The 24,000-nt window shown below is 45.1% G+C and carries 23 protein-coding genes, 1 tRNA gene and 1 riboswitch; of the genes, 5 read left to right on the top strand and 19 right to left on the bottom strand.

Going from position 1 to position 24,000, the window contains the following annotated elements; all coding sequences use genetic code 11:
* Positions 1–72 precede the first annotated feature (72 nt).
* Positions 73–289, bottom strand: a riboswitch (cobalamin riboswitch).
* A gap of 71 nt (positions 290–360) precedes the next feature.
* From OCV64_RS15505 to OCV64_RS15510, 3 genes are all read right to left on the bottom strand, one after another.
* Positions 361–1,779 (bottom strand): phospholipase D family protein, encoded by a 1,419-nt coding sequence (locus OCV64_RS15505; protein WP_262670488.1) that lies wholly within the window; start codon positions 1,777–1,779, stop codon positions 361–363.
* Positions 1,780–2,539: 760 nt separating this feature from the next.
* A complete protein-coding gene (locus tag OCV64_RS16260; protein ID WP_186853001.1) occupies positions 2,540–2,794 on the bottom strand; it encodes an elongation factor P hydroxylase in 255 nt (84 codons plus the stop codon).
* Between the two features lie 92 nt (positions 2,795–2,886).
* On the bottom strand, positions 2,887–3,312 hold the full coding sequence (locus OCV64_RS15510) for a hypothetical protein (RefSeq protein WP_186853002.1): 426 nt from the start codon (positions 3,310–3,312) through the stop codon (positions 2,887–2,889).
* 161 nt (positions 3,313–3,473) lie between these two features.
* On the opposite strand from OCV64_RS15510, the gene OCV64_RS15515 reads away from it, so the two are divergent.
* On the top strand, positions 3,474–4,127 hold the full coding sequence (locus tag OCV64_RS15515; protein WP_262670489.1) for a hypothetical protein: 654 nt from the start codon (positions 3,474–3,476) through the stop codon (positions 4,125–4,127).
* Positions 4,128–4,222: 95 nt separating this feature from the next.
* Here OCV64_RS15515 and OCV64_RS15520 read toward each other — a convergent pair whose 3' ends face one another.
* From OCV64_RS15520 to OCV64_RS15575, 12 genes are all read right to left on the bottom strand, one after another.
* Positions 4,223–4,867 carry a TetR/AcrR family transcriptional regulator gene (locus tag OCV64_RS15520; protein ID WP_262670490.1) on the bottom strand — a complete coding sequence of 215 codons (645 nt, stop codon included), beginning with the start codon at positions 4,865–4,867 and terminating at the stop codon, positions 4,223–4,225.
* Entirely contained in the window at positions 4,864–6,126 is a 1,263-nt protein-coding gene (locus tag OCV64_RS15525; protein ID WP_262670491.1) for a cation:proton antiporter, read from the bottom strand. Before OCV64_RS15525 ends, OCV64_RS15520 begins: the two co-directional genes overlap by 4 nt.
* Positions 6,127–6,773: 647 nt before the next feature.
* Positions 6,774–6,858 (bottom strand) — tRNA-Leu (locus OCV64_RS15530).
* A gap of 282 nt (positions 6,859–7,140) precedes the next feature.
* Positions 7,141–8,334, bottom strand: coding sequence for a site-specific integrase (locus OCV64_RS15535; protein WP_002610375.1), 1,194 nt, complete (start codon positions 8,332–8,334; stop codon positions 7,141–7,143).
* Between the two features lie 80 nt (positions 8,335–8,414).
* Positions 8,415–8,618: an excisionase gene (locus tag OCV64_RS15540; protein WP_002610370.1), complete on the bottom strand. Its 204-nt coding sequence runs from the start codon at positions 8,616–8,618 to the stop codon at positions 8,415–8,417.
* 409 nt (positions 8,619–9,027) lie between these two features.
* On the bottom strand, positions 9,028–9,279 hold the full coding sequence (locus OCV64_RS15545) for a helix-turn-helix domain-containing protein (protein ID WP_002610366.1): 252 nt from the start codon (positions 9,277–9,279) through the stop codon (positions 9,028–9,030).
* Complete coding sequence (locus OCV64_RS15550; RefSeq protein ID WP_002610364.1) at positions 9,263–9,703, bottom strand: RNA polymerase sigma factor; 441 nt, start codon at positions 9,701–9,703, stop codon at positions 9,263–9,265. The genes OCV64_RS15545 and OCV64_RS15550 overlap by 17 nt, the downstream gene beginning before the upstream one ends.
* Before the next feature lie 492 nt (positions 9,704–10,195).
* Positions 10,196–10,693, bottom strand: a complete 498-nt coding sequence (locus OCV64_RS15555; RefSeq protein ID WP_002610362.1) for a hypothetical protein — start codon at positions 10,691–10,693, stop codon at positions 10,196–10,198.
* Between the two features lie 22 nt (positions 10,694–10,715).
* Positions 10,716–11,744: a sensor histidine kinase gene (locus tag OCV64_RS15560; protein WP_002610358.1), complete on the bottom strand. Its 1,029-nt coding sequence runs from the start codon at positions 11,742–11,744 to the stop codon at positions 10,716–10,718.
* On the bottom strand, positions 11,741–12,424 hold the full coding sequence (locus OCV64_RS15565; protein WP_008727270.1) for a response regulator transcription factor: 684 nt from the start codon (positions 12,422–12,424) through the stop codon (positions 11,741–11,743). The genes OCV64_RS15560 and OCV64_RS15565 overlap by 4 nt, the downstream gene beginning before the upstream one ends.
* Positions 12,425–12,461: 37 nt before the next feature.
* Positions 12,462–14,612 (bottom strand): ABC transporter permease, encoded by a 2,151-nt coding sequence (locus tag OCV64_RS15570; RefSeq protein ID WP_002610354.1) that lies wholly within the window; start codon positions 14,610–14,612, stop codon positions 12,462–12,464.
* Positions 14,602–15,384: an ABC transporter ATP-binding protein gene (locus OCV64_RS15575; protein ID WP_002610352.1), complete on the bottom strand. Its 783-nt coding sequence runs from the start codon at positions 15,382–15,384 to the stop codon at positions 14,602–14,604. The genes OCV64_RS15570 and OCV64_RS15575 overlap by 11 nt, the downstream gene beginning before the upstream one ends.
* A 451-nt stretch (positions 15,385–15,835) precedes the next feature.
* Between OCV64_RS15575 and OCV64_RS15585 the strand changes: the two genes are divergently transcribed.
* The 4 genes from OCV64_RS15585 (at position 15,836) to OCV64_RS15600 (ending at position 18,335) form a co-directional block, all read left to right on the top strand.
* Positions 15,836–16,195: a helix-turn-helix transcriptional regulator gene (locus tag OCV64_RS15585; RefSeq protein ID WP_286439335.1), complete on the top strand. Its 360-nt coding sequence runs from the start codon at positions 15,836–15,838 to the stop codon at positions 16,193–16,195.
* 243 nt (positions 16,196–16,438) lie between these two features.
* A complete protein-coding gene (locus OCV64_RS15590) occupies positions 16,439–16,768 on the top strand; it encodes a plasmid mobilization protein (protein ID WP_002610348.1) in 330 nt (109 codons plus the stop codon).
* Entirely contained in the window at positions 16,729–18,075 is a 1,347-nt protein-coding gene (locus tag OCV64_RS15595) for a relaxase/mobilization nuclease domain-containing protein (RefSeq protein ID WP_262670492.1), read from the top strand. Before OCV64_RS15590 ends, OCV64_RS15595 begins: the two co-directional genes overlap by 40 nt.
* A gap of 2 nt (positions 18,076–18,077) precedes the next feature.
* On the top strand, positions 18,078–18,335 hold the full coding sequence (locus OCV64_RS15600) for a hypothetical protein (protein ID WP_002610344.1): 258 nt from the start codon (positions 18,078–18,080) through the stop codon (positions 18,333–18,335).
* Positions 18,336–18,514: 179 nt separating this feature from the next.
* Here the strand turns inward: OCV64_RS15600 and OCV64_RS15605 are convergent, their stop codons facing one another.
* Genes OCV64_RS15605 through OCV64_RS15620 form a run of 4 tightly spaced genes read right to left on the bottom strand, consistent with a single transcriptional unit; the run spans position 18,515 to position 23,864 of the window.
* Positions 18,515–18,877 (bottom strand): cysteine-rich VLP domain-containing protein, encoded by a 363-nt coding sequence (locus tag OCV64_RS15605; protein ID WP_002610343.1) that lies wholly within the window; start codon positions 18,875–18,877, stop codon positions 18,515–18,517.
* Positions 18,874–19,080, bottom strand: a complete 207-nt coding sequence (locus OCV64_RS15610) for a transposon-transfer assisting family protein (protein ID WP_002610341.1) — start codon at positions 19,078–19,080, stop codon at positions 18,874–18,876. The genes OCV64_RS15605 and OCV64_RS15610 overlap by 4 nt, the downstream gene beginning before the upstream one ends.
* A gap of 2 nt (positions 19,081–19,082) precedes the next feature.
* Positions 19,083–20,027 carry a hypothetical protein gene (locus OCV64_RS15615; RefSeq protein ID WP_055153478.1) on the bottom strand — a complete coding sequence of 315 codons (945 nt, stop codon included), beginning with the start codon at positions 20,025–20,027 and terminating at the stop codon, positions 19,083–19,085.
* Positions 20,028–20,030: 3 nt separating this feature from the next.
* Positions 20,031–23,864, bottom strand: coding sequence for an antirestriction protein ArdA (locus tag OCV64_RS15620; protein WP_002610337.1), 3,834 nt, complete (start codon positions 23,862–23,864; stop codon positions 20,031–20,033).
* Between the last annotated feature and the right edge of the window lie 136 nt (positions 23,865–24,000).

The following is a 24,000-nucleotide window of genomic DNA, read 5'->3' on the forward strand; positions in this document are numbered from 1 at the left end:
AAACGGCCGCGGCAGGCCATAACAGGCCTGCCGCGGCCGACTTTTCCCGCGGTGCATTTGGGCATACCAATGCCCTGTCATATAAACACCATAGGTCTTCCGGCTTGTGGGGTGTGGAGCACCGCTCCGCGCCTGTCGCTCCGCCTTCTCAGGATCGCTCCCAATGACCGGCTCACGCCATGAACGACAGCCTCCCCCGCATACGGCAACGGGTATTGCTCCGGGTTCTCACCGGATTCCCTCATCCCCGCCTCTGCCCAAAGCAGACACGAGGTCATGATGCTTTTTTTGTCATTATAAAATGATGTTCCGTCCTTGTCAATCCGAATTCCGTTCTGCCTCTTTGCCCGGACTATTATTTTACAAAAATCTCCGCAACGGGATAGTAAGTACCCGCAGGACCAGATAGAACGCCTTTTTCCCAAAGCTCAACTCCTTCGGCACATACTTTTCCCCATACTGATACTCTCCGTCCTCTCCCATTGTCTTACTGTACGTCTGATCGTGCTCGGCCTCTTCCCGAATCATCCGGTTCAATTTGGGAGAATCCACCACCAGCATCAGCTCCGTATCCTGATAGGTGCTTCTCATATCCATATTGTACGACCCGACTACGCTGAGTCTATCGTCAATTACCATAGCCTTTGTATGGCAGGAATGTTCCCCCATATACTCATAGACCTGTACGCCCGTATCCCAGATTTTCCGCCGTTGGTTCAGATAGTCGGTACATCCCCAGGGATTTGCGCCACTGGCTACATCGTTTGTAATAATCTGAATCTCTGTGCCCCCCGAGGTCAGCCGCTCCAGATCATGATACATCTCCCGCCCACAAATAATATAAGGGGTATAAACGATCACCTGTTTCCCCTGAGACATCAGCCGGTTGAGAGAATACCACATCCAGGGCTCCTTATTTTCCGCCTGGATCGGATTTGTCAAAAGGCTGATCCGCCCGGTTTCAAATGTACGCTCCCTCCAGTCCACGGGGACAAATAATTCTGGCTCTGCCGCCCTCATAGCCCGCTCCCGGCTGCGTAACGACTCCTCCTCTCGCTGCCGGTCTTCTTCTCCAAGGCGGCCCTGAAACAGTCTGCTGTCCGGAAGCGCCCAAACCGACTCAAAATAGTTCACCAGCTGATACAGCGAGGCCTCTGGATCCTGTCCAGACCGCATCACAAGAAGCTCCCGGTCGATGTTCGGCTTGACAGAGGGCTGCTCTCCCAAAAACAGATCCGTTGTATTTCTGCCGCCCAGAAGGTAGACCTTTCGATCTACGATCAAATATTTATCGTGGAGCCGCGCCTGCAGCTTCCAGGGCTGGAGCAAGTCAATCGGATTATAAATTTTCAGTTCCACGTTTTTGTGGCCGGCCAGCGCCTTGAATACCGGATTCTTCTTCACATCCAAAAAACCGCTGGCGCCGTCCACCAGCACACGGACCTGAACTCCTCTTTCCGCGGCACAGAAAAGGGCCGAGACCATGTCTGTCCCGCTGCTGTCCCCATTGAAATCGAAGGTCGAGAGGATGATCTCCTCCTCCGCGTTTCCAATCAGATTCATCCGGCAGAACAGTGCATCCTTATTGTTGTCAATATAGGCCGCCCGCTCCGGGCCGACGCCTGTCCCATAAAATCGGCGGTCTTCAAAAGCAGCTCGATACTCTGGTGAAACCTCCTTATGCTCTATGTACGGCACCACCACGGCCAGTATATACAGCAGAATCAGCAGAAACGGAAGCGCTTTTAGACAACAACGCAATACGGAGCTTTTCACCATACTAGTTCCTTTCTCCAAGCCACTTTAAGCTACTATCTTTCTCCTGGGATGTAGACAGTACTATATCAACAAACCATATATCCCGCAAGGGGAAAACCTCCGTTTTTACAGAAATGTCATACTTTTTGTCGAAGACGCTCTGTTATTCCGGGAATCCTTGTTAGGCATCCGCCGTCAAAAACTAATAATGTCAGGCTGACCATCAGGAAAGTGCCAAGGGACTCCGTTACCGTAGTAACCATAATTTGAGAGGCCGTTTTTTCGTCTGTTTCCAGATGATCTCTGTACCCATCATCGAGACAAAGATAAAACACTCTTTGATACCTTACCACTGCGTATCCATGGTACCTCTTATCAATAAGCAGAGAGTGTGCGGGGCAATCAAAATTCCAGTAAGCAGCCAGCACCAAAATAGAAGGTAGTCTTTCCTTTATTCAGCATTTTTGTTGAATAACATGGCAACTAGAAATTGTCAATCTATGTCTCCATCTGTTATACGGTCCATTTGGACTCTGTCTGGCCGTACAGAGCCGCACTTACGCTCCATGATTTGAATGCGCCTTCTTCCATCCATTTTTATCCATTTTATTCACAAATAAAGCTTTATTATATACCTCTTTTTTGTCTAATTAAACTTCCAATTATGATACATTTTCGCCGTTTTTCTAAAAAATATTCTTCATTTTTCACACTTTAAATCCGTTTAAAAGAGGTATATCATCTTTATACTCTTTCTTATAGGTGAATATTTATGAACTTCTCAAGCTTTGATTTCACGACCCTGCGGGATATACCAATATCCCACCCCTATTATGACACCCCGCGAATCTCCATCTCCGCAAAAGGGAGCGTTTCTATGAACGGAGCTCTGAAAAAAGCAGTAGGAGAACAGAGAGCGTTTCGGGCGAAACTTAGCCCTGATGGCTGTCTGTTTGCGCTTTATCCCAACGAATCGCCTAATATCCGTTTTTCTCCTAAAGGTGGGCACATCATGCAGCCAGCTCTCGTTGAGCATCTGGAGCAGCTCGGTCTATCACTACCTGTTTTGTATACGTTAGAGTGGAACACCGAGCAGCAAGCCTGGGTTGGCTGCTGTGATGAGTTACCTCAACCCCCATCCATTTCTAAACTAAGTCCTCCTCCAAGAGCCTCTAAAACTAGGAGGAAAGTATGAAGCGTAAAAAAAAGAGTTTTTCTCTCCGTGGATATCGATTCATCGACGGTTTCATCTGGGAGATCTTCGATTTCTTCCATCTCCCTCATCAAAACAAAGATTTGTATCAGTGCGCTTGGGTCGCCTTTCTCTCCGCCTACCAGGAACGACCTCTTTCCTTTTCCCGTACCAATTCCCCTGGATGGATGCGGGCCTATCATATCATCTGGGACGCGCTTGCAAAAGAACAAAAGTGTACCAATATTTGGCGCTATAAATATACCTCTGCAGACCAACCGGCACGGTATGATATCCCTACTCCCCTCATTGAATTGCAGCATTCCCGCCATGGCGACTTCCAAAACAGTGTCTGTTTCCATGACTATTTGGCACACCTAGGTCCTGATACCCGCCTTATGGCCTATGGCCTGATTCATGGGGATACCATAGAGGAAATCCAATCCTATCTCCGCTGGGACTATGACCACACTCATTTTATTTACAATGATCTTCGGGAAAAGATGGAGGAGTATTTGCGTATATGAGTATCAAGGAAACATCTATATCGTCAGATTCAAGGGCAGCTTCAAAGCATAGGACTTATATCACTATATTAGAGACCTATGTGGCTATTTTGGGGACAATTCTCGGTCTTGTATTTACCTGGAGCCAACTTCGCATTTCTCAAAATGAAGACGATCGATCTCGCCGTGCAGAGCCACTTTCCTATACTTTAGAAGCTGTCAACACACATTATCAATATGATATTCAGCAAGAGGGAGTCGCCATGTCCATTCCCGCACCCTCCCTCCGCCTACATGTTACCCATGGCAGCTTGAGCTCTATTACTGCTATTTCTTTTGATGGATCAGCCTTCCATGAGTTGTCTGACCTTCCTATTTTAGATAGATGGGAGGGCTGTACAGTAGATGTTACTATGCCGGCAGAATCTCTGATCGTTGACGGAAATTTAGTATACGACTACTTTTTTCTTTTCCTCCAACCTACAGAGGGAGAAAATCAACTGGATTTGATTTGCAATACTATTTCTTTGGACACTCAAGAGGTACAAACCAGTATATTCCACCCTATCGCTCTAGCCCAGCTTTCATACCTTGCTGATAGTCCACAGAAAGAGCTGCTCCTGGTATATAATGCACTCCTAAACGACTTTAAAGGTTTAGGGCTATTATAATCTTTTTCCATTTTTCATTTGACATCCTAAGGGGCGACAGACCTACTCTGTCGCCCCCCTATCTATATATAAACCGGTTCCCATTTAACCGCGTATCATTGCTCTGTCTTTTGCTCCCTGCTTGGGGCATCCGCCTGCTGAAACACACCAAATAAGATCATATCCAGCAGCTCCTCTGTGGCTTCCAGCATAGCATGGATATCCTCCAAAGTGCGGCCTCGCAGCAGCATATCACTGAAGGTATAGACAATACTCTCCAGATAACGATTTACCTGCTCCTCCTTCAGCTCTGGGCGCCGCCTCATCCCAGACACGACTACTCTCAAAAAACGCCGATTCATCTCCTCCAGCGGTCTATGTAGAATCTGTATTTGTTCTCTAAGCTGTTCCGGTGGACGAAGCATGGCGTTTTCAAAAACGCGCTTGTGCTTGGGCTCCAGTTGAAAAAAGTATTCCCGGATCATAAAATATTTTTTTATCGCGTCAAAATTTTTCTGCCCGGCCAATTTCTCAGCCTCTCGTTCTACATAGTCTCTCAGCGATAAAAATGTATCCTGGACACAAAGCAGAAACAATTCGTCTTTGTTTGCGTAGTAGTGATACATCATCCCCTTGGATATCCCATGTCTAGAGCAAATGCTTTCCATGGTCACCTGACCGTAGTCATGGCTCCCAAATTCTTCTCGTGCCGCACGGAGTATTTCCCGCCTACTCCGTTCTTGCCTTTCCTTTTGAGTCATGCTCCAGCTCCCCCTTCCACTGGAGACACCGTTTTCTTCGCTCTGCCCAACTCACCTGCCCACTCAAAGCCTTTTTTGGCCATAAACACCGCGATCAGTTCATTGATAACCGCCGCGGCCGCAATAGTCCCCTGCACAATAGCCGCGCAATCTGGTGCCGGTCCTGCCAACACAGACACTGCGATACCAGTAAACACCAGTGACACTCCAGAGTGCGGCAACAGTGTAAAGCCCAGGTATTTTCTCACCGGTTTGGGGGCATGGGTGACCGAAGCGCCAAAATAGGCGCCGAGATACTTTCCGATGGCACGGGCCACAATATAGACCGCTGTATAAATTCCGGCGCCGAAAATCAAATGGTAGTCCAGAGGTGCGCCCAAACTCAGAATGACCACTATCATGGCAACCCCGATGATAGGATCCATCGCCTTCATGATCCCTTTCAGCTTTTCCTCCGAGACCATATTGGCGAAAACAGTGGAAAAAGACATTCCGATCAGCATAAAGTTAATCACCGGGGCTGGCAGCAGGCTGTTTAAGGCAGCCCCTATCCCCACAGAGACCAGGAGCATCAGGATTACGACAGACAACGTGCTGTTCTGAGTGTGGGTCATTCTCAACAGCTCTCCAGTGATAAACCCGGTAATCATTCCAAGCAGCACTGGGAGGAACACTAAAAAGAGTACCACGGGCACTGGAATCCCCTGGGTGGAAATATGGGCAGACACAAAAGCGATGACTAGAAAGAAAACTAAGGCACCCACCAGATCATCTAGAGCTGCCATAGGAATCAGTGTCCTAGTCACAGGTCCATCCGCCTTCATGTCCCGCACAACAGATAAAGAGGGGGCTGGAGCTGTAGCTAACGCGATCCCGCCGAACACAAACGCCAAATACAGCGGGATATCCACCACCAAAAAAATAACTCCAAATACCAAACTGACCACCAGGAAAGTACCAAGAGATTCAGTCACTGTAGTAATAACAATCTGAGAGCCAGCTTTTCTCATCTTTTTCCAGATGAGCTCTGTGCCGATCATCAGGCCAAAGGTACACTCAAAAACACTCTTTAACATCTCAAACCACCGCGCATCCAGGATACCGTTTCCCAGTAAACCCAGAGCGTAAGGTCCAAGTAACATCCCAGCAATTAACCAGCCCAAAATAGAAGGCAGTTTTCCCTTTGCGATCAGATTTCCAGCTAAAAACGCAATCAATATCGAAACAAGCAGCCTCAATACATCCAGCAGAAGTTCCATTGGCGGTATCCCCTTTTGTTCTTGAGATTTATAGACGGCATCGTCCGCAAGTTTGGATTATAGCATTTATAGACGATATCGTCCATAAAATTTTTGTAAACTTTTGTAACGGGTGAAACTCCATATCTAAGACTTTTTGAAATTTACTGTTTTGACCATCTTATCTATCAATGTGCGTACGCTCTGATTTTTCTCAGGAAAGTTGGAGCAAGCTATATACAGCTTGCCCCGATGCGTAAAGGACGGTTAAACTCGATATCTCCATGTACCCAATAAAAGCGCCACGAAGCGGCGATACCAAATCACGCCCCAGCGCAGCGGTTGTAATTTGGAGAGGGGGAGCAACAAAATAAGTGTGCTCCCACGTGCAAAGGATGGGCAAAATCGATATTTAGGACAGAAACGAAAAACAACCGTCCATAGGGCAGCACCAAATCGGAGTCCAGCGACAGCGGGTCTGGTTCGGAAGCGAGGAGCAGCAGAATGCGCGCGGTGAACTTTGGAATAAAATGAAAAAGCCGCCCGCAGGGCGGCCCCAAACCGGAGCCCAACGAAGCGGGTCCGGTTTGGAAAGGAGGAGCAACAAAATGAGTGCGCTCTGACTTTTATAAAAAGTCGGAGCAAACGATATGACGTTTGCTCCGACGTGGTGCGGGCACGGGGACTCGAACCCCGACGGATCGCTCCATGAGAACCTAAATCTCACATGTCTACCAATTCCATCATGCCCGCATATAAGAAACTGATACTAGACAATGATACACAACACTCGATAAAATGTCAATGGGTATGCAAGTCAAAATCGATATCCCCTATGGCAAACTTCACATTTTTTAGATAAAATTAGATATGAATTTTGATTATCTTTTTAGAAGTTCTTATATGCCGGTATAGCCCGTATTTACAGGCTTTTCCGGCATTTTTCGTATCGGAAGAAACTCACATATAATTTTATATCCGCTTAGGTTTTTGCTTTCAAAAGTAGTAAAGAAGTAGTAAAACCTTGATTTACTACTAAGCTGCTATCCGCAGCATTTCAGCTTTTGCGCTGTCGAAAGTAGCGTGTGCGTAATAGTTCAGCGTCATAGTAATGTTGGAATGTCCCATAATGTACTGTAATGCTTTCGGGTTCATTCCGGCATTTGCCATGTTGGTACAGAACGTATGACGTAAGGTGTGCGGTGTCATTACTTTCGGTAGAGCTTCCTCATGGTACTTGTTGTACTTCTTTGCAAGCCCCCTAAACATACCGTCATAATTGGTAGCTGTTTTCGGGTAGCCGTCCCGGTTGAGGAAAAGGAAGTTGCTGTAACCGTCAATAGTAACAGCTTTTGCACCCCTGCGCCGTTTCAGCACTCGGTTAAATGCTTCATATACTTTTTCGCTCATTGGAATTTGACGAATACCGCTTTTCGTTTTTGGTGTTTCAATGTAATATCCTGTTTCCGCACTTCTTAAAAGTTGGTGGTCTACATTGATTATCCTATTCTCAAAGTTAATGTCAGTATCGGTCAGCCCGCAAAGTTCAGAGATACGAAGCCCTGTCCCAAGCAAAATAATAAGCTCATCATAATACTTCTGATAAACTTTGTCATTTTGAGCAAAGGACAAAAAACTTTCTTCCTGCGCTGGTGTTAGCGGAACCTTTGGTTCTGTATCATCTTCAATGACAGTGTTTAACTGGAAGTCAAAAGGATTTTTCCTTATGCAATCGTCCTGTATCGCTGTGTAAAAGGCAGCTTTCAAGGAACGCTTGTCATTACTGATAGTCTTATAGGAAATTCCTTTTTCTTTCATGCGGATTGCCCATTCTTTCGCGTCGGACAGCTTCACGCTGTCAATCGGGCAGCCCCCAAGTTTATCTTCTTCCAGTAGCTTCATCAGCCGCTTGCGTCCGTTTTTCGTATTGTACCTTACATTTCCCCGGTGGCGTATCTGCTTTGCATAAAGTTGGCAGACCGTCATTTTCTTGCCTATGGTGTCTATCCCGTCGTCAAGGTCTTTCTGTATCTCTTTTACCTTTTCTCGTAGGGATATATCCTCACGCTTTCCGGCAGGGGTCTTGTCCGTAGGTACTAACTTCCACGCATACACAAACTGCGGATTACCAAAGGTATCTATATATTTGTAAGCATATCTTCCGTCTTTTCTCTGGCTCTCTCCCGACCGCAAAACTCGATTTTTGCTGTCACGTCTTTTCTTTGACATTTTTCAATGCTCCTTTCCAAGACGGAAAGAGCCTTGATATGCTTATCCCATTATAGCACATTCAAGGCTCAATTTCACTATCAGATTGTGTCTATGGTATCAATCATTTTTTCAAACTGTTTGCGCTTGATTTGAATACGGTTGCCGTTCATAATAACCCACCCGGCGGCAGGATTTTCCTCGGCTAATTTACGCAGCTTGTTTTCTCCGATACGGAAGTATTTAGCTGCTTCATCTATCGTAAGCGTGTATTTTTCCCAAATAGGCACGTCGGCGTTACTCATAGTATCGTCCCCCTTTCAATATTAGGAAAAGTGAATAGTAAAAGGGGCTTTAATCGGACGGCTGTTAGCACAACCTCGCGGGAGTTCCACCCCTGCCCGTTAAGGCAGCTCTACCCAATGCCTGCGACGCTTTTAACGCTCGGACTATGGCTATAAAGGCTTGTCTACCCTTAGTGCGTGTCGTCGCCCACAAGCCGCTACACTTGTTCCCCGGCGTGGTGGTGGTCGCTCGACTTTCTCCAATAGAAGAAAAGCGTCATGGCGCACCTGCCGTATGGCTCAACGCAAAAAGGACGTATCCGATTTGCCCTATACTGCGTCGCCGTTATCTTGCGTCGCTTTCTTTGTCAAAGAGCAAGTAAGGTCAAGTCAACAGGCAGCGGAAAGGGGGACGCTGCTTGTGGTTATCTCAAACCTTGAATGAAAGGACAGCCCGCATAAGACGCGAACGCAAGCGGTCGCGTATATCCTCATCTATGCCCCAATAGATATTTCCGCGCTCATCACGCAGCTTTCGCATAGACAGGGACGCTATGTAGCTTTCGTAATGCTGTACGACAATGTTCATAGCTTCCGGGTCGCCCTTAGTAGCGGCTATGATTACCGGGTAAGGCAACAAGCCGCGTTCGTCCTGTTCTGATTTACTAATCTGTGCAGTCATAGGCTTTTTCCTCCAAATAGCGTTTTAACAGCTTCATTGAGCTTGTCCGGCGGGACTGTACCGTTGTCCTTGACAGATTACAAAACTTTGCAATCTCGCGTTCGCTCATGTCAAAGAAATAATACAGCAGTACGGTTTCCCGCTTTTCTTCCGGCAAACTGTGCAGGGCTTCGGCAAGCAGCTTCGCAGTAATTTCTTTGCCGCCGACAACGAAAGACTGTTCTGCTTCATCATCTGCAAAATACTCGTCGCAGACGTAGAGCTGTTTTTCTTCCAGTGGCGACAGGTCAGAAAAAGTAACCTCGCGTAATTGTCGCTGCTTTGTGTCCCTGTGGGCATTCATAGCTTCTCGCTTCAACGCCAGTTTGCAAAAGCCGTTAAAAGCACAACGGATTTGCCATTGGGTACGAATAGGCTCGTTCATGTTCTCACCTCCTTTCGCTGCCGCGAAAGCGGTGGAGTTTGAAATGTCCCCTTTCGTAAACCCTCAAACCAACGCACTTCAAAATGGACGTTGGTTTTAGAAATTTTTTGAAAAAGTTTTTTGATAAAATACAAAATGCGCCCGTCTGCAAATTGCAGACAGGCGCAAAGGAATTATCAAAAGTATATGTATGATTTGTGAGTTCATCTATGTAGCCAGAATAACCCGTTGGCGGGTAATGGCTTTTTTTGATAACAGTCTATTAGGGCATAGGAAAAAGGACATGACGATACCTCCTTGATACCGCCATGTCTTTATCTAGTAGGAGAGTTATCGTTAGAATTTAGATAGATAAAAAGAAACGGCGGCTCTGAAAATCAAAGCCGCCGAAATAGAATAGGCGCGTGAAAACCTGTCTGCGTTGCGACGGCTTTTTTTCTTTGCCGTCGTCCGGCAGATGTTCTATACTATGTCAATTTCAAAAATTTCTCATTATCCTTTATTACTTTTTTGTTTTGTCTTATGTAAAAGCAGGATAACCAAAACAGAAATAGCTATACTGCATAGAATATATGTCCAATTAAAATATGATAGATTTATTAAATTCTGTGCTGATTGATTTTTAATGAAGTTTGTATATGGTGCGTTACTCTTAATCGCTTCCATAACTCCTACAACATTTATCGGTCTTAAATTGTATAAGTACGCACCAAATAAATATATTGCTGCTTTTTCAACGACCGACGGTATTAAAATAGCCAATGCAGCAAGCCATAATTGACATTGCTTGTGGGATTTCTGTAAATATAACGCCCCAAAAAGATAGGGCAATATCGCAAGGCAACAGCCCAAGAGGACAATATTCTGATGAAGCCCAAAGAGGGCAAAGAATATGCGGATAAAAAGATACGTTCCAAATATAATTAACCAATCAATGAGCAAGCTTTTTATTGGCGTGTGCTTTTTTACTATTTCATTCTGTAACTGCATTTCACTACCTCCCAAATAGACGTTACACTTTTGGAAACGTCAAGGTTACGGTTGTTCCACCGTATGAATTGTTTTTAAGCTCCACCGTGATAAATAAGTCAGTTGCCATTTTCTGAACAAGGTATAAGCCCATACCTGTAGAACGACTAAGGTAACTGCCCGTATCTCCGGTAAACCCCTTGTCGAAAACAAAGGGTAAGTCAGACAATGGTATGCTTGTGCCGTTGTCTTTGATAGATAAAGAAATCTGTTCACTGTTCATACTATCAGCTATGGAAAATATGAGCCGTGGGGCAAGGTTGTTTCCCACATATTTCACACTATTACTGATTATCTGTCCTAAAATGAACATCAGACCTTTTTTGTCAGAAATCACTTGATAATCGTTTTCGGTATATTCAATAGAAAATCCGGCTTCTTCAAGAAGCGTTAAATTATCTTCAACTGCTTCACGGCAAGTTCCAAGAATTGAAAGCGACTCAAAAGAGTAATCCTTATGTGTAGCCCCAAGCCTTGAAAAGTATAGAATTTGTTCTATATCCTGTCGGGTATGGTCGCGTACATAAAGCATACGAGTATGAACCAAAGGGGACATTTCATCTTTTCGATTATCCAGTAGCAAGGTCATAAGGGATAGTGGTTTTTTGATTTCATGCACCCAATTTTCAACATAGTGTTCATAGTCTGTAACTGTAATTTTCTGTTCGTTGATATATTCTTGCTGCGTCCTCAAATGTTTTCCCAATTCACAGATAAGAGGGCGTATTACAGCGGGAACAGCTTCACACAGTAAGTATTCGTTGGTATCGTCCGGCTCTAATAGAAAACGCCGAAAAATAGCGTCTGCCTTGTTACGTTTTCTGATTGATATAGCAAGAGGAATAGCAAGTGCGGCAAATGACACAAAAATTATCAATGCAGCATAATTTATAAAATAATCAGGGTTAGCCAACCAAGCAAGAAATATAAAGAACAAGTCCAAACAGGCAAGTGTAATAATCCATACCCGGTTAGAGGAAATATAGATTAAAAGTATTTTCAACTTATTCATAAGCGCACCTGCTCTTTCAAGCGGTAGCCTTGACCGCGTACTGTTTCTATACGTTCTTCAAGACCAAATTCACGAAGCGTTTTTCGCAGCCGAGTAAAATTTACTTGTAATGCATTTTCGTCTATAAATTCTTCTGTTCCCCATAGTCTAATGCATAATTCTTTTTTAGAAACAATCTTAGGGCTATTTTTCAAGAGAGCAAGTAATATTTTTCCTTCGTTCGGTGGCATAAGGTAAGAGCTATTCCCTACATAAATTGTAAAGGTATTCGGGTCAAGTAAAAAACCACCTCCATCAAGTAACCCTTGCTGTACCTGTTCTTCTTTACGTCGAAGAAGATTTTTAATTCGGGCAAGTAAACGTGACATATTACAAGGTTTTGTTAAATAGTCATCAGCCCCCAAGTCTAATGCGTGCAGTTCGTCCTGCAATTTATCTCTTGCAGTCAATACGAGTACCGTACCAATCTGTTTAGCTTTCAACTCTTTACATATTTCAAAACCCGAACGAAAGGGAAGATTGATGTCAAGCAAAATTAAGTCGGGAAAATATGCTGCTATTTCTGATACTGCGTTTTCAAAATCCGATAATCCAATCGTATCATATCCCGATTTTTCTAATAAGTTCAACAGTTCTTCTCGCATATAAACATCATCTTCAACCACAACTATCTTTGCCAATATGTCCGCCTCCTTTCCCATAATATTTATAAGCCTGTTAAGAATTGGGCTTGTAATTGAGCTTTCCTATTTCACGATTAGCTGTTCGAGCAACAGCCACACCGTAAATTACCATAACAAGAACAACAATAACAGCCATAGCAATTAAAAGAGGATAGGACTGTTCAAGGTGTGCCGCTCCTGAATATAAATATAGCTGCATGGCATATATCCCTACTGCTCCGCTGATACACGCTAATATAAGAGGAAGCAGGAAATACCATAATACTTGTTGGTTGATAGAACGCTTAATTTGTTCACGTCGTGCTCCTAAAATAGAGAGTGTTAGATACCTTGATTTTGTAGTTTGCATTTGCGTCAAGAATTGCAGGGCAAGTAATGCACACGCAATAATCAAAAACATAAATCCCATGTATAGTGTTGTATAACTTCCGGAAATAACATAAAATAATTGTCGCCCAAAATTATTAAGATAGCTTTCGTAATATAGACCAGATGGTTTTAACAAATCACGAGCTTCCATAATCGGTAACATTAAACCTTTTGTTTCAACAAGTTCATTAGGAATACAAAAGTTCCAATAAACCATACAAGTGTCTGAATTTACAAATTCTGAATATATCTCATCTGAAACAATCAATGCAGTTATAATCTTGATATTTTCATCTGCGGTCAACCCTTTCATCGGTACAGAGGGAACAAGATAAAATGGTCTTTCGTTGATAGAAAGCAACGCTTCATTATTCGCCTGTGCGTCTGCTGCAATTTGATTTAACAGTGTAACCGTTTCATCTTGAGCATTACCTAAAAAATCTGGGTTGAGATAATAGACAACTTCATTGTTCCCAAGGCTAATCTGTTTTTCTCCCGCGGCATCCAATAACCGATTATAGGAAGATACAGGAAGCAAATAAGGAGAAGAACTACCAGTATCAATAAGACCTAAAAGGTTTAAGGCAGCAGGTTGGTCGGAGCCAAAACTATACATACCATCTTCTTGTGTGGCAGGGTCTACTACATCTTGAGGTAAATGCTGCACGATTTGTTTCCTAAATTTCGACCAATCAACAGGAGAACTTATCCCATCCGAAGCAGTGGATTTTATATTTCCTATTTCCATACGGTTCAGATTTGATACATAAGGACGAATTTGTTCGTTGGAAAGATACTTCTCAACAATTTGGTCGTTGCCCATTACAGTAAAGTCATAAACAGAAGTACCTCGTGTCAATTCACTTCCATATGACATTATGCGCACTGAGCCGTCGGTAATTAACATAATAGTAAGCATCATCAGAATGGACGCTACGCTGATTGAAATATATTTATTAACGACATTTTCATGCAACTGCCGTAAAGTAAATACATAAAGTCCTCTTGTGGCTTTGTGTTTTATAGAAGCTGCCCATATACTCAAAATTCTTGCAAGTCCTCGAATAAATAGAATTGTTCCGATAATTCCAAGTAAAACGGCAATAAGCAGCATTGCCCCACTCGCAGCCATAAAATGCTCTACAACAATCCAGTACGCGACAAGCAAAATTACGGTGCCTATAGCAAACGATACGAAACTTACATATGGATTCCCTGTGCGTTGCTTTTTCGCCATCTCTCCATAAACAAGTTGATGTAGCTCTTTACGGAACAGCTTTCCGCATAGAACAAACAATGCTACAAACTGAATAATCAAGAAGCCTAACGATGTGAAAATAGCGGCACTTACAGAAAAACTTAATTGGTGTGTAATGATACCATGCCCTACTAAACGCGCGGTTGTAAGACTTATAGCTTCGGATAAAAAGCCACCGCATACAAGCCCTCCTAAAAGAGCTAAAAACGACGTGATTAGCCCCTCTGTCATTATTTGAATAAATAATTTAATCTTTGTCATTCCAAACATCAAATAAAGCCCCAGTTCTCGACTACGACATTCAAGTTGATATTTGTTTGCAAATACTACGAGAAAGAACACAAATAATAAAGCACAAAGATAAACCGTCGGTAAAAGATTAGTAAGCAACCGTTCTACTGCGTCGCTCTCAATTTCACTTAAAAAACGTATTACGTCCTGTTGTCCAAGAGAAAGCACTATATAAAACATTGCTACGGCTGTTATCATTGTCAGAAAATAAATTAGGTTTTCGCTACGGCTCCGTTTGGCGTTTCGCCATGTGAGATTAAAGAACATTTGCACTTCCTCCCCCCATTTGAGCCATCACTTGTAAAATACGTGCATAAAAATCTTCCTGTGTTTCATTTGGAATTTTACGACGTAACTCATGGAAAATAACACCGTCTTGAATGAACAAAATACGAGAACAGAAACTCGCGGCGTTAGGGTCATGCGTGACCATTAGGATTGTGCGTCCACGCCTAAGATTGATTTCCTGTAACTTCTCCATGAGTAAACGTGCTGATTTTGTATCTAATGCACCTGTAGGTTCATCAGCCAAAATAATATCGGGGTCAGAAATCAAACTACGTGCAGCAGCTACGCGTTGTTTTTGACCGCCCGACATTTGTGACGGAAATTTAGAAAGAACGTCTGTAATTCCAAGAAAATCTGCTATATCTTTTAGCTTTTTTTCCGCTGTAACAATGTCAATATTATGAATTGATAAAGGCAATATAATATTTTCTTTACCAGTTAGATTATCAAGTAAAGCAAAATCTTGAAATAGATAACCAATCTTGTTGCCACGATATTCAGCCAACTTCGTGCCATCAAAAGAGCTTATATTGGCACCTGAAAGTAAAATTTGTCCAGAGGTTGGTTTAATGACCGTAGCAATACAATTCAACAATGTTGTTTTTCCAGAACCGCTGGCTCCCATAATTCCCAAATATTCGCCATTCAGAACATCAAAGGTAATTCCGTTTAGTGCTTTTGTTGGAACCCCCTCTTTGGAATATGCTTTGTGCAAGTCGCGTACTTCTAATAGTTTTTTTGTATCATTCATATCTCACACCTCACATTTTTTGCTTACGCTTATCTTACGAATATAATTTTACTGCATAAGAAGCAACCACACCACTTACAGTTGTTGTAAGGTTTATTTGTTTGTTTATTGTATCTGCATTTTATGTTGTTTCTTTCTCATATCAAAAGGTTTTTCCGCGTTTTTTGGTATCAGCCACATATACCCCAGTTTTGAAACGCCCGGTATGCGATTTTCGCTACAAAGTATCTGTACTCGTCTTTCAGAAATTCCCCATTTCTTTGCCGCTTCGGGACAAGACATATATTCCATAATCAAAACGCCCTTTCCTCAAATTTTACCAGTATAATTATACTCGGATAGCCGAATAATATCAAGTATATGATATGCTCTATTTCAGTCAATAATGTGCTGTGTGTAATCATATCTCGAAAGGAAGATGAAATATACAATGTAGTTGGGTGAAATGACTATGAAGCAGAACAAAGAAAAATTTGATTTTAAGGCTTTCGGGCAAGCCATTAAAGCAGCAAGAAAAGCAAAGGGAATATCACGCAATCAGTTAGCCGATACGCTGAATATTGCGCCCCGATATATCGCGTCCATTGAGAACAGCGGGCAGCACCCAAGTTTACAGATTTTATATGAGCTTGTAACCCTGCTTGATGTATCAGTAGACCAGTTCTTTTTCCCGGAACGGGAACAGGAGAAATCCACGCGCCGCCGTCAGCTCGATACTATGCTTGACGGTATGAGCGAAAAAGATTTGAAAATCCTGTCTGCTACTGCAAAAGGAATAGAGGAAGCCAACAACGACGAAACGGGGGAATAAAGTTCTCTCGTTTTTGTTTATATAGAGTGATTGAAACGTCGCAGATTGCGGCGTTTTTCTTTTGGGAAAGTTCGTCAAATTTGCCGTTCCCGGTGTTGTAGGTAGTAAGGGATAAAGTTTCGTAGCAAGCATAGGAAAAGAGTACCCTTTTCCGTATTTTCGCCCTCCCGTCCTGCGGTGCGTCGGTTGAAAATTGCTTGTTGGGAAGTGTCCCAAACCCTCGGAATGGAAAGGAGCGATTGCATGAACGGACGCAAAAGAAAAATACAAATCAAATTCTATGTAACAGAGGAAGAAAGGGCATTGATTGAACAGAAAATGAAGCTTGTCCCTACCCGGAACATGGCGGCGTATCTTCGCAAGATTGCCATTGACGGGTATATCATTCAGACAGACCATAGCGATATAAAAGGCATGACAGCAGAGATACAGAAAATCGGGGTCAACATCAATCAGATTGCAAAGCGTGTCAATGCGACAGGCAGCGTTTACCAAGAGGACATAGAGGAAATAAAGGGGGTGCTTGCGGAGATATGGCGGTTACAAAGATTAAGCCTATTAAAAGCACGTTGAGCAAAGCCCTTGACTATATCCAAAACCCGGATAAAACAGACGGGAAAATGCTTGTGTCCTCCTTTGGGTGCAGCTATGAAACGGCAGATATTGAGTTTGGATTTACGCTTGCACAAGCCATAGATAAGAGAAACAATCTCGCCCACCATTTGATACAGTCCTTTGAGCCGGGAGAAGTAGATTATGAGAAAGCCCACGAAATCGGAAAGCAGCTTGCCGACGCGGTAACAAAGGGACAGCATGAATACGTCTTAACTACCCACATAGACAAAGGGCATATCCATAACCATATCATTTTTTGTGCGGTCAATTTTGTTGACTACCATAAGTACAATTCCAATAAGCGCAGTTACTACGGCATACGGAACATGAGCGATAAGCTGTGCCGGGAAAACGGGCTGTCTGTTGTCGTTCCGGGCAAAGGCAGCAAGGGAAAAAGCTATGCAGAATATCAAGCGGAAAAGGTCGGTACAAGTTGGAAAGGCAAGTTGAAAATTGCCGTTGATACGCTTATCCCCCAAGTAGCAAGTTTTGAAGAATTGTTGCAGCGGTTACAGGCAGCGGGTTATGAGATAAAGCCGGGAAAATATATCTCCTGCCGCGCTCCCGGACAGGAACGCTTTACCCGTCTGAAAACTCTCGGTACAGATTATACAGAGGAAGCCATAAGAGAACGGATAGAGGGCAAACGCACAAAGGCAGCGAAAGCTCCCAAAGAGCAGCGCGGCGTATCGCTGCTTATTGACATTGAAAACAGTATCAAGGCACAAGAGAGCCGGGGCTATGAACAGTGGGCGAAAATCCATAATCTGAAACTGGCTGCAAAGACTATGAATTTCTTGACAGAACATAAGATTGAGCAGTACGCAGATTTAGTCAGCCGGATTGAGGAAGTAAATGCGGAAAATGAAAAGACAGCAGACGCATTAAAGAGCGTGGAAAAGCGTCTTGCAGATATGGCGGTGCTGATGAAGCACGTTACTACCTACCAAAAGACAAAACCTGTCTATGAAGCATACCGCAGGGCAAAGGATAAGGACGCATACCGGGCAAAGCAGGAAAGCAGTCTGATACTCCATGAAGCGGCAGTAAAGACACTGAAAGCGGCGGGCGTTACTAAACTCCCCAATCTTGCCGCCATGCAGGAAGAATACGGGAAACTACAAGCGCAAAAAGAAGCCCTTTACGCTGATTATGGCAAGCTGAAAAAACAGGTCAAGGAATACGACGTTATCAAACAGAACATAGACAATATTTTGCGGCAAGGCAAAGAGCCGGAACGGAAGAAAGGAAAGGAACGGGAATAATTATGAAAATGGTTGGTATTACACCATGTTACAGAATAACATTAGAAAATGGCAGTTATGGCGTAGAAACTTATATTAACGCAGACAGTAAAATCCAAATTACTTTTGAGGACGGAAATACACTTATCGGATATATAGAATGTGTGGAATATGGAACTTATTCCGATGAAAATGATACTCTGGTTATAAGGGGAGAGAATGGAGAGCTGTATATCCTATTGGAAAACCGAATAAAGGATATAGAAGAACTGCACGAATAAAGTAAAAGAACAGGGCGCAGACAGCCAACAAAAGACTGTCCGCGCCCTGTTTTATGTAGGTGCGTTTTTGGTATCTGTTACGCAATAGAACGTCATTTTTAGGGGATAAGGTATAAAACCCTTGCCGCGTCATTTTCAAGCACTGAAAGCCCCGTAAATCAAGGCTTTTTTTGCCCCTACTACGTAACAAGGGCGCGCCGTTTTCTCATGCGCTCCGCTGCCTGTCTGCGGGTAATACGCTTCCGGCAGTCCGGGCAGTATTTGACGCTGTTAGAGGTGGACGCAAAAGAAGTTCCGCACTCGGTACAACGCTTTTTATCCTCGGTCTTGAAAAGCTCTGCATACAGCAGCTTATCAAGGGGCAATACGGCGGTCTGAAACCATTTGCAAAGAAGCGAATAGGAAATAAGCTGCGGGCAGACACATTCCTCCCCGTCGTCCAGTAAAATACAGTGTCCGTTATCGCAGTTGCAGCACTCCTTTTTTATAAGGCTGTTGACTTTCCGGCTTTGGGGTGGTGTAAGCCGCTTTATCCCGGTCATACCTCATCAGCGGCGAAAATAGCAAGCTCCGCATACTCATTTTCTGTCAGAGGTGCGATTTTCGCAAGGGTGCGTTTCGCCAGTTCCCGCATATCCTCGTCCATGAACGGCAGCGCAGCGTTGATGTTTTCTGTAAGCCCACGTTTGCCGTCCTCATTGTAAATGCTCAACAGGTTTGTTTCTTCAACTGTCAGTCTAATCATGCTCATACCTCCAATTCGTGATTTTTTGATTTTACAGCCGCCTTTTTCGGGGCGGCTTTTCTTTTGTCAGCGGCAAGCTGCGCCCGGATTGAGGGGCGCACCCTGCGAATATCTGTGCCCCGGTTTTCATTTTTATCAATCAAGGCGTATGTTCCATGTCTGCCCTCGATTTTGGAAAAGGAAAGTGTCTTATAGGGCAACATGGAAAACAGACGGTCGGTGTCCTTAGAGGACGCAAGCTGCATAAATGTCGGGGACAGCTCCACCATGAAATGTGTCCTATTAGGGCTATTGGGCGTGTCCCTGCGCTTCATTTCCTGCACAATGCGCCGCGCTTCGGCTTCAATCAGCCCAGCACGCAGGGCGGCGGTATGTTCCTTGAAGTCGCCCGGTGTCAGTTTATCCCGTTTTTGCTTTTCTTCCCGTAAAAGGAATTGTAGCGCGTCCGGGTCGTTGGGTACTGCTTCAAAGTGTTCAAACTTCCCTAAAGAAGTATCGGGATTTCCGTTAAAATGCTGTCCGGCGGGTATCTCCCTTGTCCCATGCTCATAAATCAACTTGACTGTGTCGGCGGCAAGCGCATTGTCCTTAACGCGCTCATACTGCCTTGCATAGTCAAGCTCATAAAGATTGCCTTTGATTTTCCCGCGCTCCCTGCCCGTCAGCTCGACGGCATAGGCAAGAACGCGGTCGCAGGTCTGCTCTTTGTAAAAACACCATGTATTGTGGGCGGCGGTATCCTTTAGGAACACGTCGCGCTCCTTAAAACAATGCGTCCCGGACGGGCGGCAAAACCATAGCAGCGTCTTATCCTCTCTGTTAGGGCTTGCCGCTGCTTTTGCGATAATCTCCTTGTCAATGTCAAAATCACTTTGGAAAAATCCTGTATTCTGCCGCATGATAGCGTCAAGAGAAGCGAAAATATCCACGTTTTCAAACTTATTCATGCGTCAGCTCCTTTCCAAATCCTGTGTTTTCTGTTTTGCCTGTTTCTTCGGTGTCTGTTCTTTCGCTGCTTTAAGCTGCGCCCGGATAGAGGGCTTCTTTTCCGTTTTTGCTGCCTTGCCACGTTCCTTGTCAGCCTTGACAGTTTCCGCAAGGTCAACAAGGGAAATGGTTTCTCCTGTCTTTACCTTTGCTTCCAATTCTGCGACGGTCGGGGTGTTGTTTATCTGCCCGTCAATCATGTTGTAGTTTTGCTCGGTGGTCTGCTCGGCAGTTTTCAGATAGTTTTCCGGCTGCAAAAATTCCGGCACTTTCTTATAACCGAAGCTGTCTACATAGTGGGCGGTGTCCTGCCCGTTCTGATGAAGCACCACTACGTCGGAAACAGAAAGGCTGTGTCCCTTAAAATCTTTCGGGTGGTCGATATTAAAGCGGGTGTAAATATCTTCAAGGGAAGTCCCCGGCGTAAGAGGTGCGGAATAGACAAGGGCATAGTTTTTCGGGTCTACCCGGTGTCCGGCGGCAATCAGACGGTCGTAAGGCTCAAAACGCAAGTCCCTTGTTTCGTCCCCGCCTTTTATCTGATAAATGGAAAAGGTGTCTTTGTCCTGTGGGGCTTCCTGCTCCGGCTGCTCCTGTGCGGGTTGTTCCTGTGCAGCTACCTTTTGCTGCCGGATATGCGCCCGCTGTAACTCGGTAGGCTTTTCCCCGGTAAGGGGAGCAATCGCTTTCACATAATCAGCCGCATAGTAGGCGTTACTGGTAAGCTGCCGCTGCCATGCCCCGGCTTTTGGCGACCAACGGAAGCCATTACTTTTTAAGGCTTCCCGCGTGGCTTCGTCCGGCTTATCCTCAAAGAAGATTTGCAGTCGGTTCGCTTCGGTGTTTGCTTCCACCTTGCCGCCGTCAAATTCCCAACCTACAAAACCGATTTCTTTTTGCTGTGAAAGGGATTTGATACGGTCTTTCACGCGCCGGATTTCTGCGCTGTTGTTGGATAACGCCCAAGTCGCAAAGGGCTTGTCCTCCAAATGCCAACTGCTCGCCATGTCTGCTTTCAATTTTTCCAGTTCCTCCGGCGGTAAATGCGGGCAGCCGTCAAGGGTCTTATGCTTGCGGTAGTAGGCGTTTACGGCTTTCATGGTTTCCTGTGATTTTTCAAGGCTTTCCAGTTTCTTTTCTAACTTCTGTACTGCCTGCGGGTCGTCTGCGCTGATACCGCCCATGCCGGTACTGCGGATTTTATCAAGAAGCCCTTGTATGTCCTGCCATTCCCGGTAATTGCTGTCGCGGGCTGCGTTCTGCTTTTCTTTCTTCCTTGTGGGGAAGTTAGAGCCGCCCGCAATCAGGATAGAGGGAACACGCGCGTCAATCTCATAGCCTTTATTCATGTTCGCCGCCAGTTTCCGGGCATAGGTGTCAAGCAGGCTGTCGATTTTCTCATGGTACATCGGGTCTACCCGCTGTTTCTGCCTTTCTGCAAGTTGTACGGCTTCATCTACATAGTGCCTGTATTCAGCCGTCGCGCTGCCTTGCTTATAATCGGAAAAACTGTTCATATCCTTTGCACGTTTGGCGGCAGCTTCATTGATAGTATAATAAGGGGCGGCGGGTGCAGCCTGTTCCGGCTGTGCTTCTTTTTCCTGTACCGGGGCTGTTTCTTCGGGAAGCTCCGGCGCGGCTGCTTTTGTTTCGGGCTGTTTGGCGGCTTCCTGTGCGGGCTGTGCCTGTTCGGTGGTCTGTTCCTTATCCTGTGCCTTTTGGATTTCTGCAAAATGTCCGTCTATGGTATCAATCAGATTTGCGGCGGTGCTGCGGATTGTTTCAAGAGAGCCTTTCAGTTCTGCAAGTTCTTTTCCGCTGCTCCACCCGGCGATATACCCAAAAGAATAGTCCGACGTATCAAGCCCGTAATGTTGGCAGACCGCATAGGCGACGCTTTCCGCCTGTACCTCGCGGGTGCGGCGGTCGGGGCGTTCCGGCATGGCAAGGGCGGTATCATGCAGCGTGGCGTGGGCGATTTCATGGATTGCGGTCTTGATATTCTGCAATTCGTCCATGCCCTCGTTGATGAAGATACGCTTTTCCTCATAATTGCAGCGTCCTTTTACGCCGCCGCTTAGTGCTTCAAATCCCATAGCAAACGGGGAAGTCTTTTCAAGGGCAGCGAAAAAATCCTTGTATTGTTCCACGTTGCCCGTAAGCTCATAGGTAAGGGCAGGAAGTTCTTTTCCCTCGGTCTGTGAAATATCAAAGACAGATACTACACGAAAAGCGGGTATCTTGATTTCTTTTTCTTCGGTAACAGGTTTTCCGTCCTTATCGAAAACAGGCTTTTGGGTGTCCGGGTCGATTTTTTCCACCTGCTTCTTGACGGTAAACGGGGACGGTGCAAGTATCTTGATAGCTTTTTCTCCGGGCTTTACATGGCGGTCAAATTCCTTTTCCCATTGTTTATAGCCTTTCACAAGATTGCCGCCCTGCATGGCGATAAGGATTGTATTGTTAAGGCTGTAATCATGGAATTTTGACATGGTACGCAGATAATCGGCGTAACGGTCGCTTTCATACAGTCCTAAAATTCCCTGTTCCAGTCGGTCGGTAATCTCTTTCATTTTATCGGCGGGCTTTTCAGAAGATAGGATAATCGGGAGAACCGGGGGCTGCTCTGTGGCGGCGGTTTGTATGGCTGCGGAAGCGTCAAGGTCTGCCTGTTCCTTTTCCTGTACTGGCGGCTGCGGCGTTACCCGGTATTCCTCCGGCACGTCGCGCCCGTCGTACCACTGTGTAAAGGTGTTGCGGTTATTGTAGATATAGCCCTGCTCGGTAAAGCTGCCCCCGTCATTGATAGCAGCGTCCCGCCCGTATTCCTCATACATGAAATATTTTTTTGCTTCTTCGGGCAGCTCCAACTCGTCCAGTTCTTCAATCAGATAATGCCCGTAATCTTCCTCACTCTGTACGGACGGGTAAAGCCAGTAACAATCAAGGTTTTGTGCAAGGTTGATAATATCCTGCAAGTCCCTTGTATGGTCGCCGTATTCCATAGCTGCAACAAATTTTTCCCGGTCGTCGTCAAACTGCATTTTCAAAAGTTCGCTCAAATAGTTCAGTTCGTCAAGGCTTTCAAGCTCGGTCAATTTTCCTGCCAGTCCTGCAATAGAGGACTGGTATTCTGTGATATGCAGCTCCCCGTAGTTTTTGCCGTCTATCCCGATACGGTCAAAGACTTCTTTCAAATGCTCGGCAGTCGTGGGGAATGATACCCATTCGCCCGCAGGTCTGCCCTCGGTGTACTTTCCAAGATTAGAAAGATACCCGCTTAAAATCGTTTCTACCATGCGTTCGCTCCTTTCGTTTTCAATCATACGGTGCATAAGTTCGTAGTCCTCCATGCTCATGCTCCCGTCAAAAATATAGGGGTCGGGTTCTTCGCCGTCCCGGTAGGCTTTTTCAGAGAAAGGAAGCCCCGCAGCGTGGGCGGCGGCTCTTGCTTCCTCGATAAGCTCCGGCGGCAGCCTGTCGTCGTGGGCTTCGATAAATTCCCCGATATTGCTATATCCGTTTTCGTAGTGGCGGCGCACCCCGGCGGTCAGCTCGTCAAGGTTCATATCCTCGCCAAGATAGCCGGAATAATAGCCGTTTACCACAACGGCGGCAGGGTCAGCCTGTTTGATTTCTTCCATGCGGCTTCTGTCCTCCGGGTAAATGTAGTCGCTCATTTCAAGGTGGAAATATTCGGCGTTCCAAGAACGTCCCGTTTTCCAAAACGCCACCCAAGCGATACCGTCCCTTAATTCTTCTTGATAGTCCTTTACGGTGTCCCGTAAACTTGCCATGTGTAACCTCCTTTCTTCGGTTTCAGAGGGTAAAACCCTCCATAAAACAGAGGGTTTGGGAAACTTCCCAACAAGCAAAAATCCCCGCCGTTCTCGGTAGAGAAAGCAGGGATTTTACGGAAAAGGGTACTCTTTT

Origin of the sequence: Muriventricola aceti, assembly GCF_025567565.1 — a bacterium.
In the GTDB taxonomy this organism is placed as follows: Bacteria; Bacillota; Clostridia; order Oscillospirales; family Oscillospiraceae; genus Lawsonibacter; species Lawsonibacter aceti.

Coding starts and splice junctions, on each gene's coding strand:
- OCV64_RS15590 (WP_002610348.1), top strand. CDS start 16,439: ATGAACGGACGCAAAAGAAAAATACAAATCAAATTCTATGTAACAGAG.
- OCV64_RS15510 (WP_186853002.1), bottom strand. CDS start 3,312: ATGGAAACAGACACTGTTTTGGAAGTCGCCATGGCGGGAATGCTGCAA.
- OCV64_RS15535 (WP_002610375.1), bottom strand. CDS start 8,334: ATGTCAAAGAAAAGACGTGACAGCAAAAATCGAGTTTTGCGGTCGGGA.
- OCV64_RS15610 (WP_002610341.1), bottom strand. CDS start 19,080: ATGATTAGACTGACAGTTGAAGAAACAAACCTGTTGAGCATTTACAAT.
- OCV64_RS15595 (WP_262670492.1), top strand. CDS start 16,729: ATGGCGGTTACAAAGATTAAGCCTATTAAAAGCACGTTGAGCAAAGCC.
- OCV64_RS15585 (WP_286439335.1), top strand. CDS start 15,836: ATGAAGCAGAACAAAGAAAAATTTGATTTTAAGGCTTTCGGGCAAGCC.
- OCV64_RS15605 (WP_002610343.1), bottom strand. CDS start 18,877: ATGACCGGGATAAAGCGGCTTACACCACCCCAAAGCCGGAAAGTCAAC.
- OCV64_RS15620 (WP_002610337.1), bottom strand. CDS start 23,864: ATGGCAAGTTTACGGGACACCGTAAAGGACTATCAAGAAGAATTAAGG.
- OCV64_RS16260 (WP_186853001.1), bottom strand. CDS start 2,794: ATGCTCAACGAGAGCTGGCTGCATGATGTGCCCACCTTTAGGAGAAAA.
- OCV64_RS15525 (WP_262670491.1), bottom strand. CDS start 6,126: ATGGAACTTCTGCTGGATGTATTGAGGCTGCTTGTTTCGATATTGATT.
- OCV64_RS15520 (WP_262670490.1), bottom strand. CDS start 4,867: ATGACTCAAAAGGAAAGGCAAGAACGGAGTAGGCGGGAAATACTCCGT.
- OCV64_RS15550 (WP_002610364.1), bottom strand. CDS start 9,703: ATGAACGAGCCTATTCGTACCCAATGGCAAATCCGTTGTGCTTTTAAC.
- OCV64_RS15540 (WP_002610370.1), bottom strand. CDS start 8,618: ATGAGTAACGCCGACGTGCCTATTTGGGAAAAATACACGCTTACGATA.
- OCV64_RS15545 (WP_002610366.1), bottom strand. CDS start 9,279: ATGACTGCACAGATTAGTAAATCAGAACAGGACGAACGCGGCTTGTTG.
- OCV64_RS15615 (WP_055153478.1), bottom strand. CDS start 20,027: ATGAATAAGTTTGAAAACGTGGATATTTTCGCTTCTCTTGACGCTATC.
- OCV64_RS15600 (WP_002610344.1), top strand. CDS start 18,078: ATGAAAATGGTTGGTATTACACCATGTTACAGAATAACATTAGAAAAT.
- OCV64_RS15505 (WP_262670488.1), bottom strand. CDS start 1,779: ATGGTGAAAAGCTCCGTATTGCGTTGTTGTCTAAAAGCGCTTCCGTTT.
- OCV64_RS15570 (WP_002610354.1), bottom strand. CDS start 14,612: ATGTTCTTTAATCTCACATGGCGAAACGCCAAACGGAGCCGTAGCGAA.
- OCV64_RS15555 (WP_002610362.1), bottom strand. CDS start 10,693: ATGCAGTTACAGAATGAAATAGTAAAAAAGCACACGCCAATAAAAAGC.
- OCV64_RS15575 (WP_002610352.1), bottom strand. CDS start 15,384: ATGAATGATACAAAAAAACTATTAGAAGTACGCGACTTGCACAAAGCA.
- OCV64_RS15515 (WP_262670489.1), top strand. CDS start 3,474: ATGAGTATCAAGGAAACATCTATATCGTCAGATTCAAGGGCAGCTTCA.
- OCV64_RS15560 (WP_002610358.1), bottom strand. CDS start 11,744: ATGAATAAGTTGAAAATACTTTTAATCTATATTTCCTCTAACCGGGTA.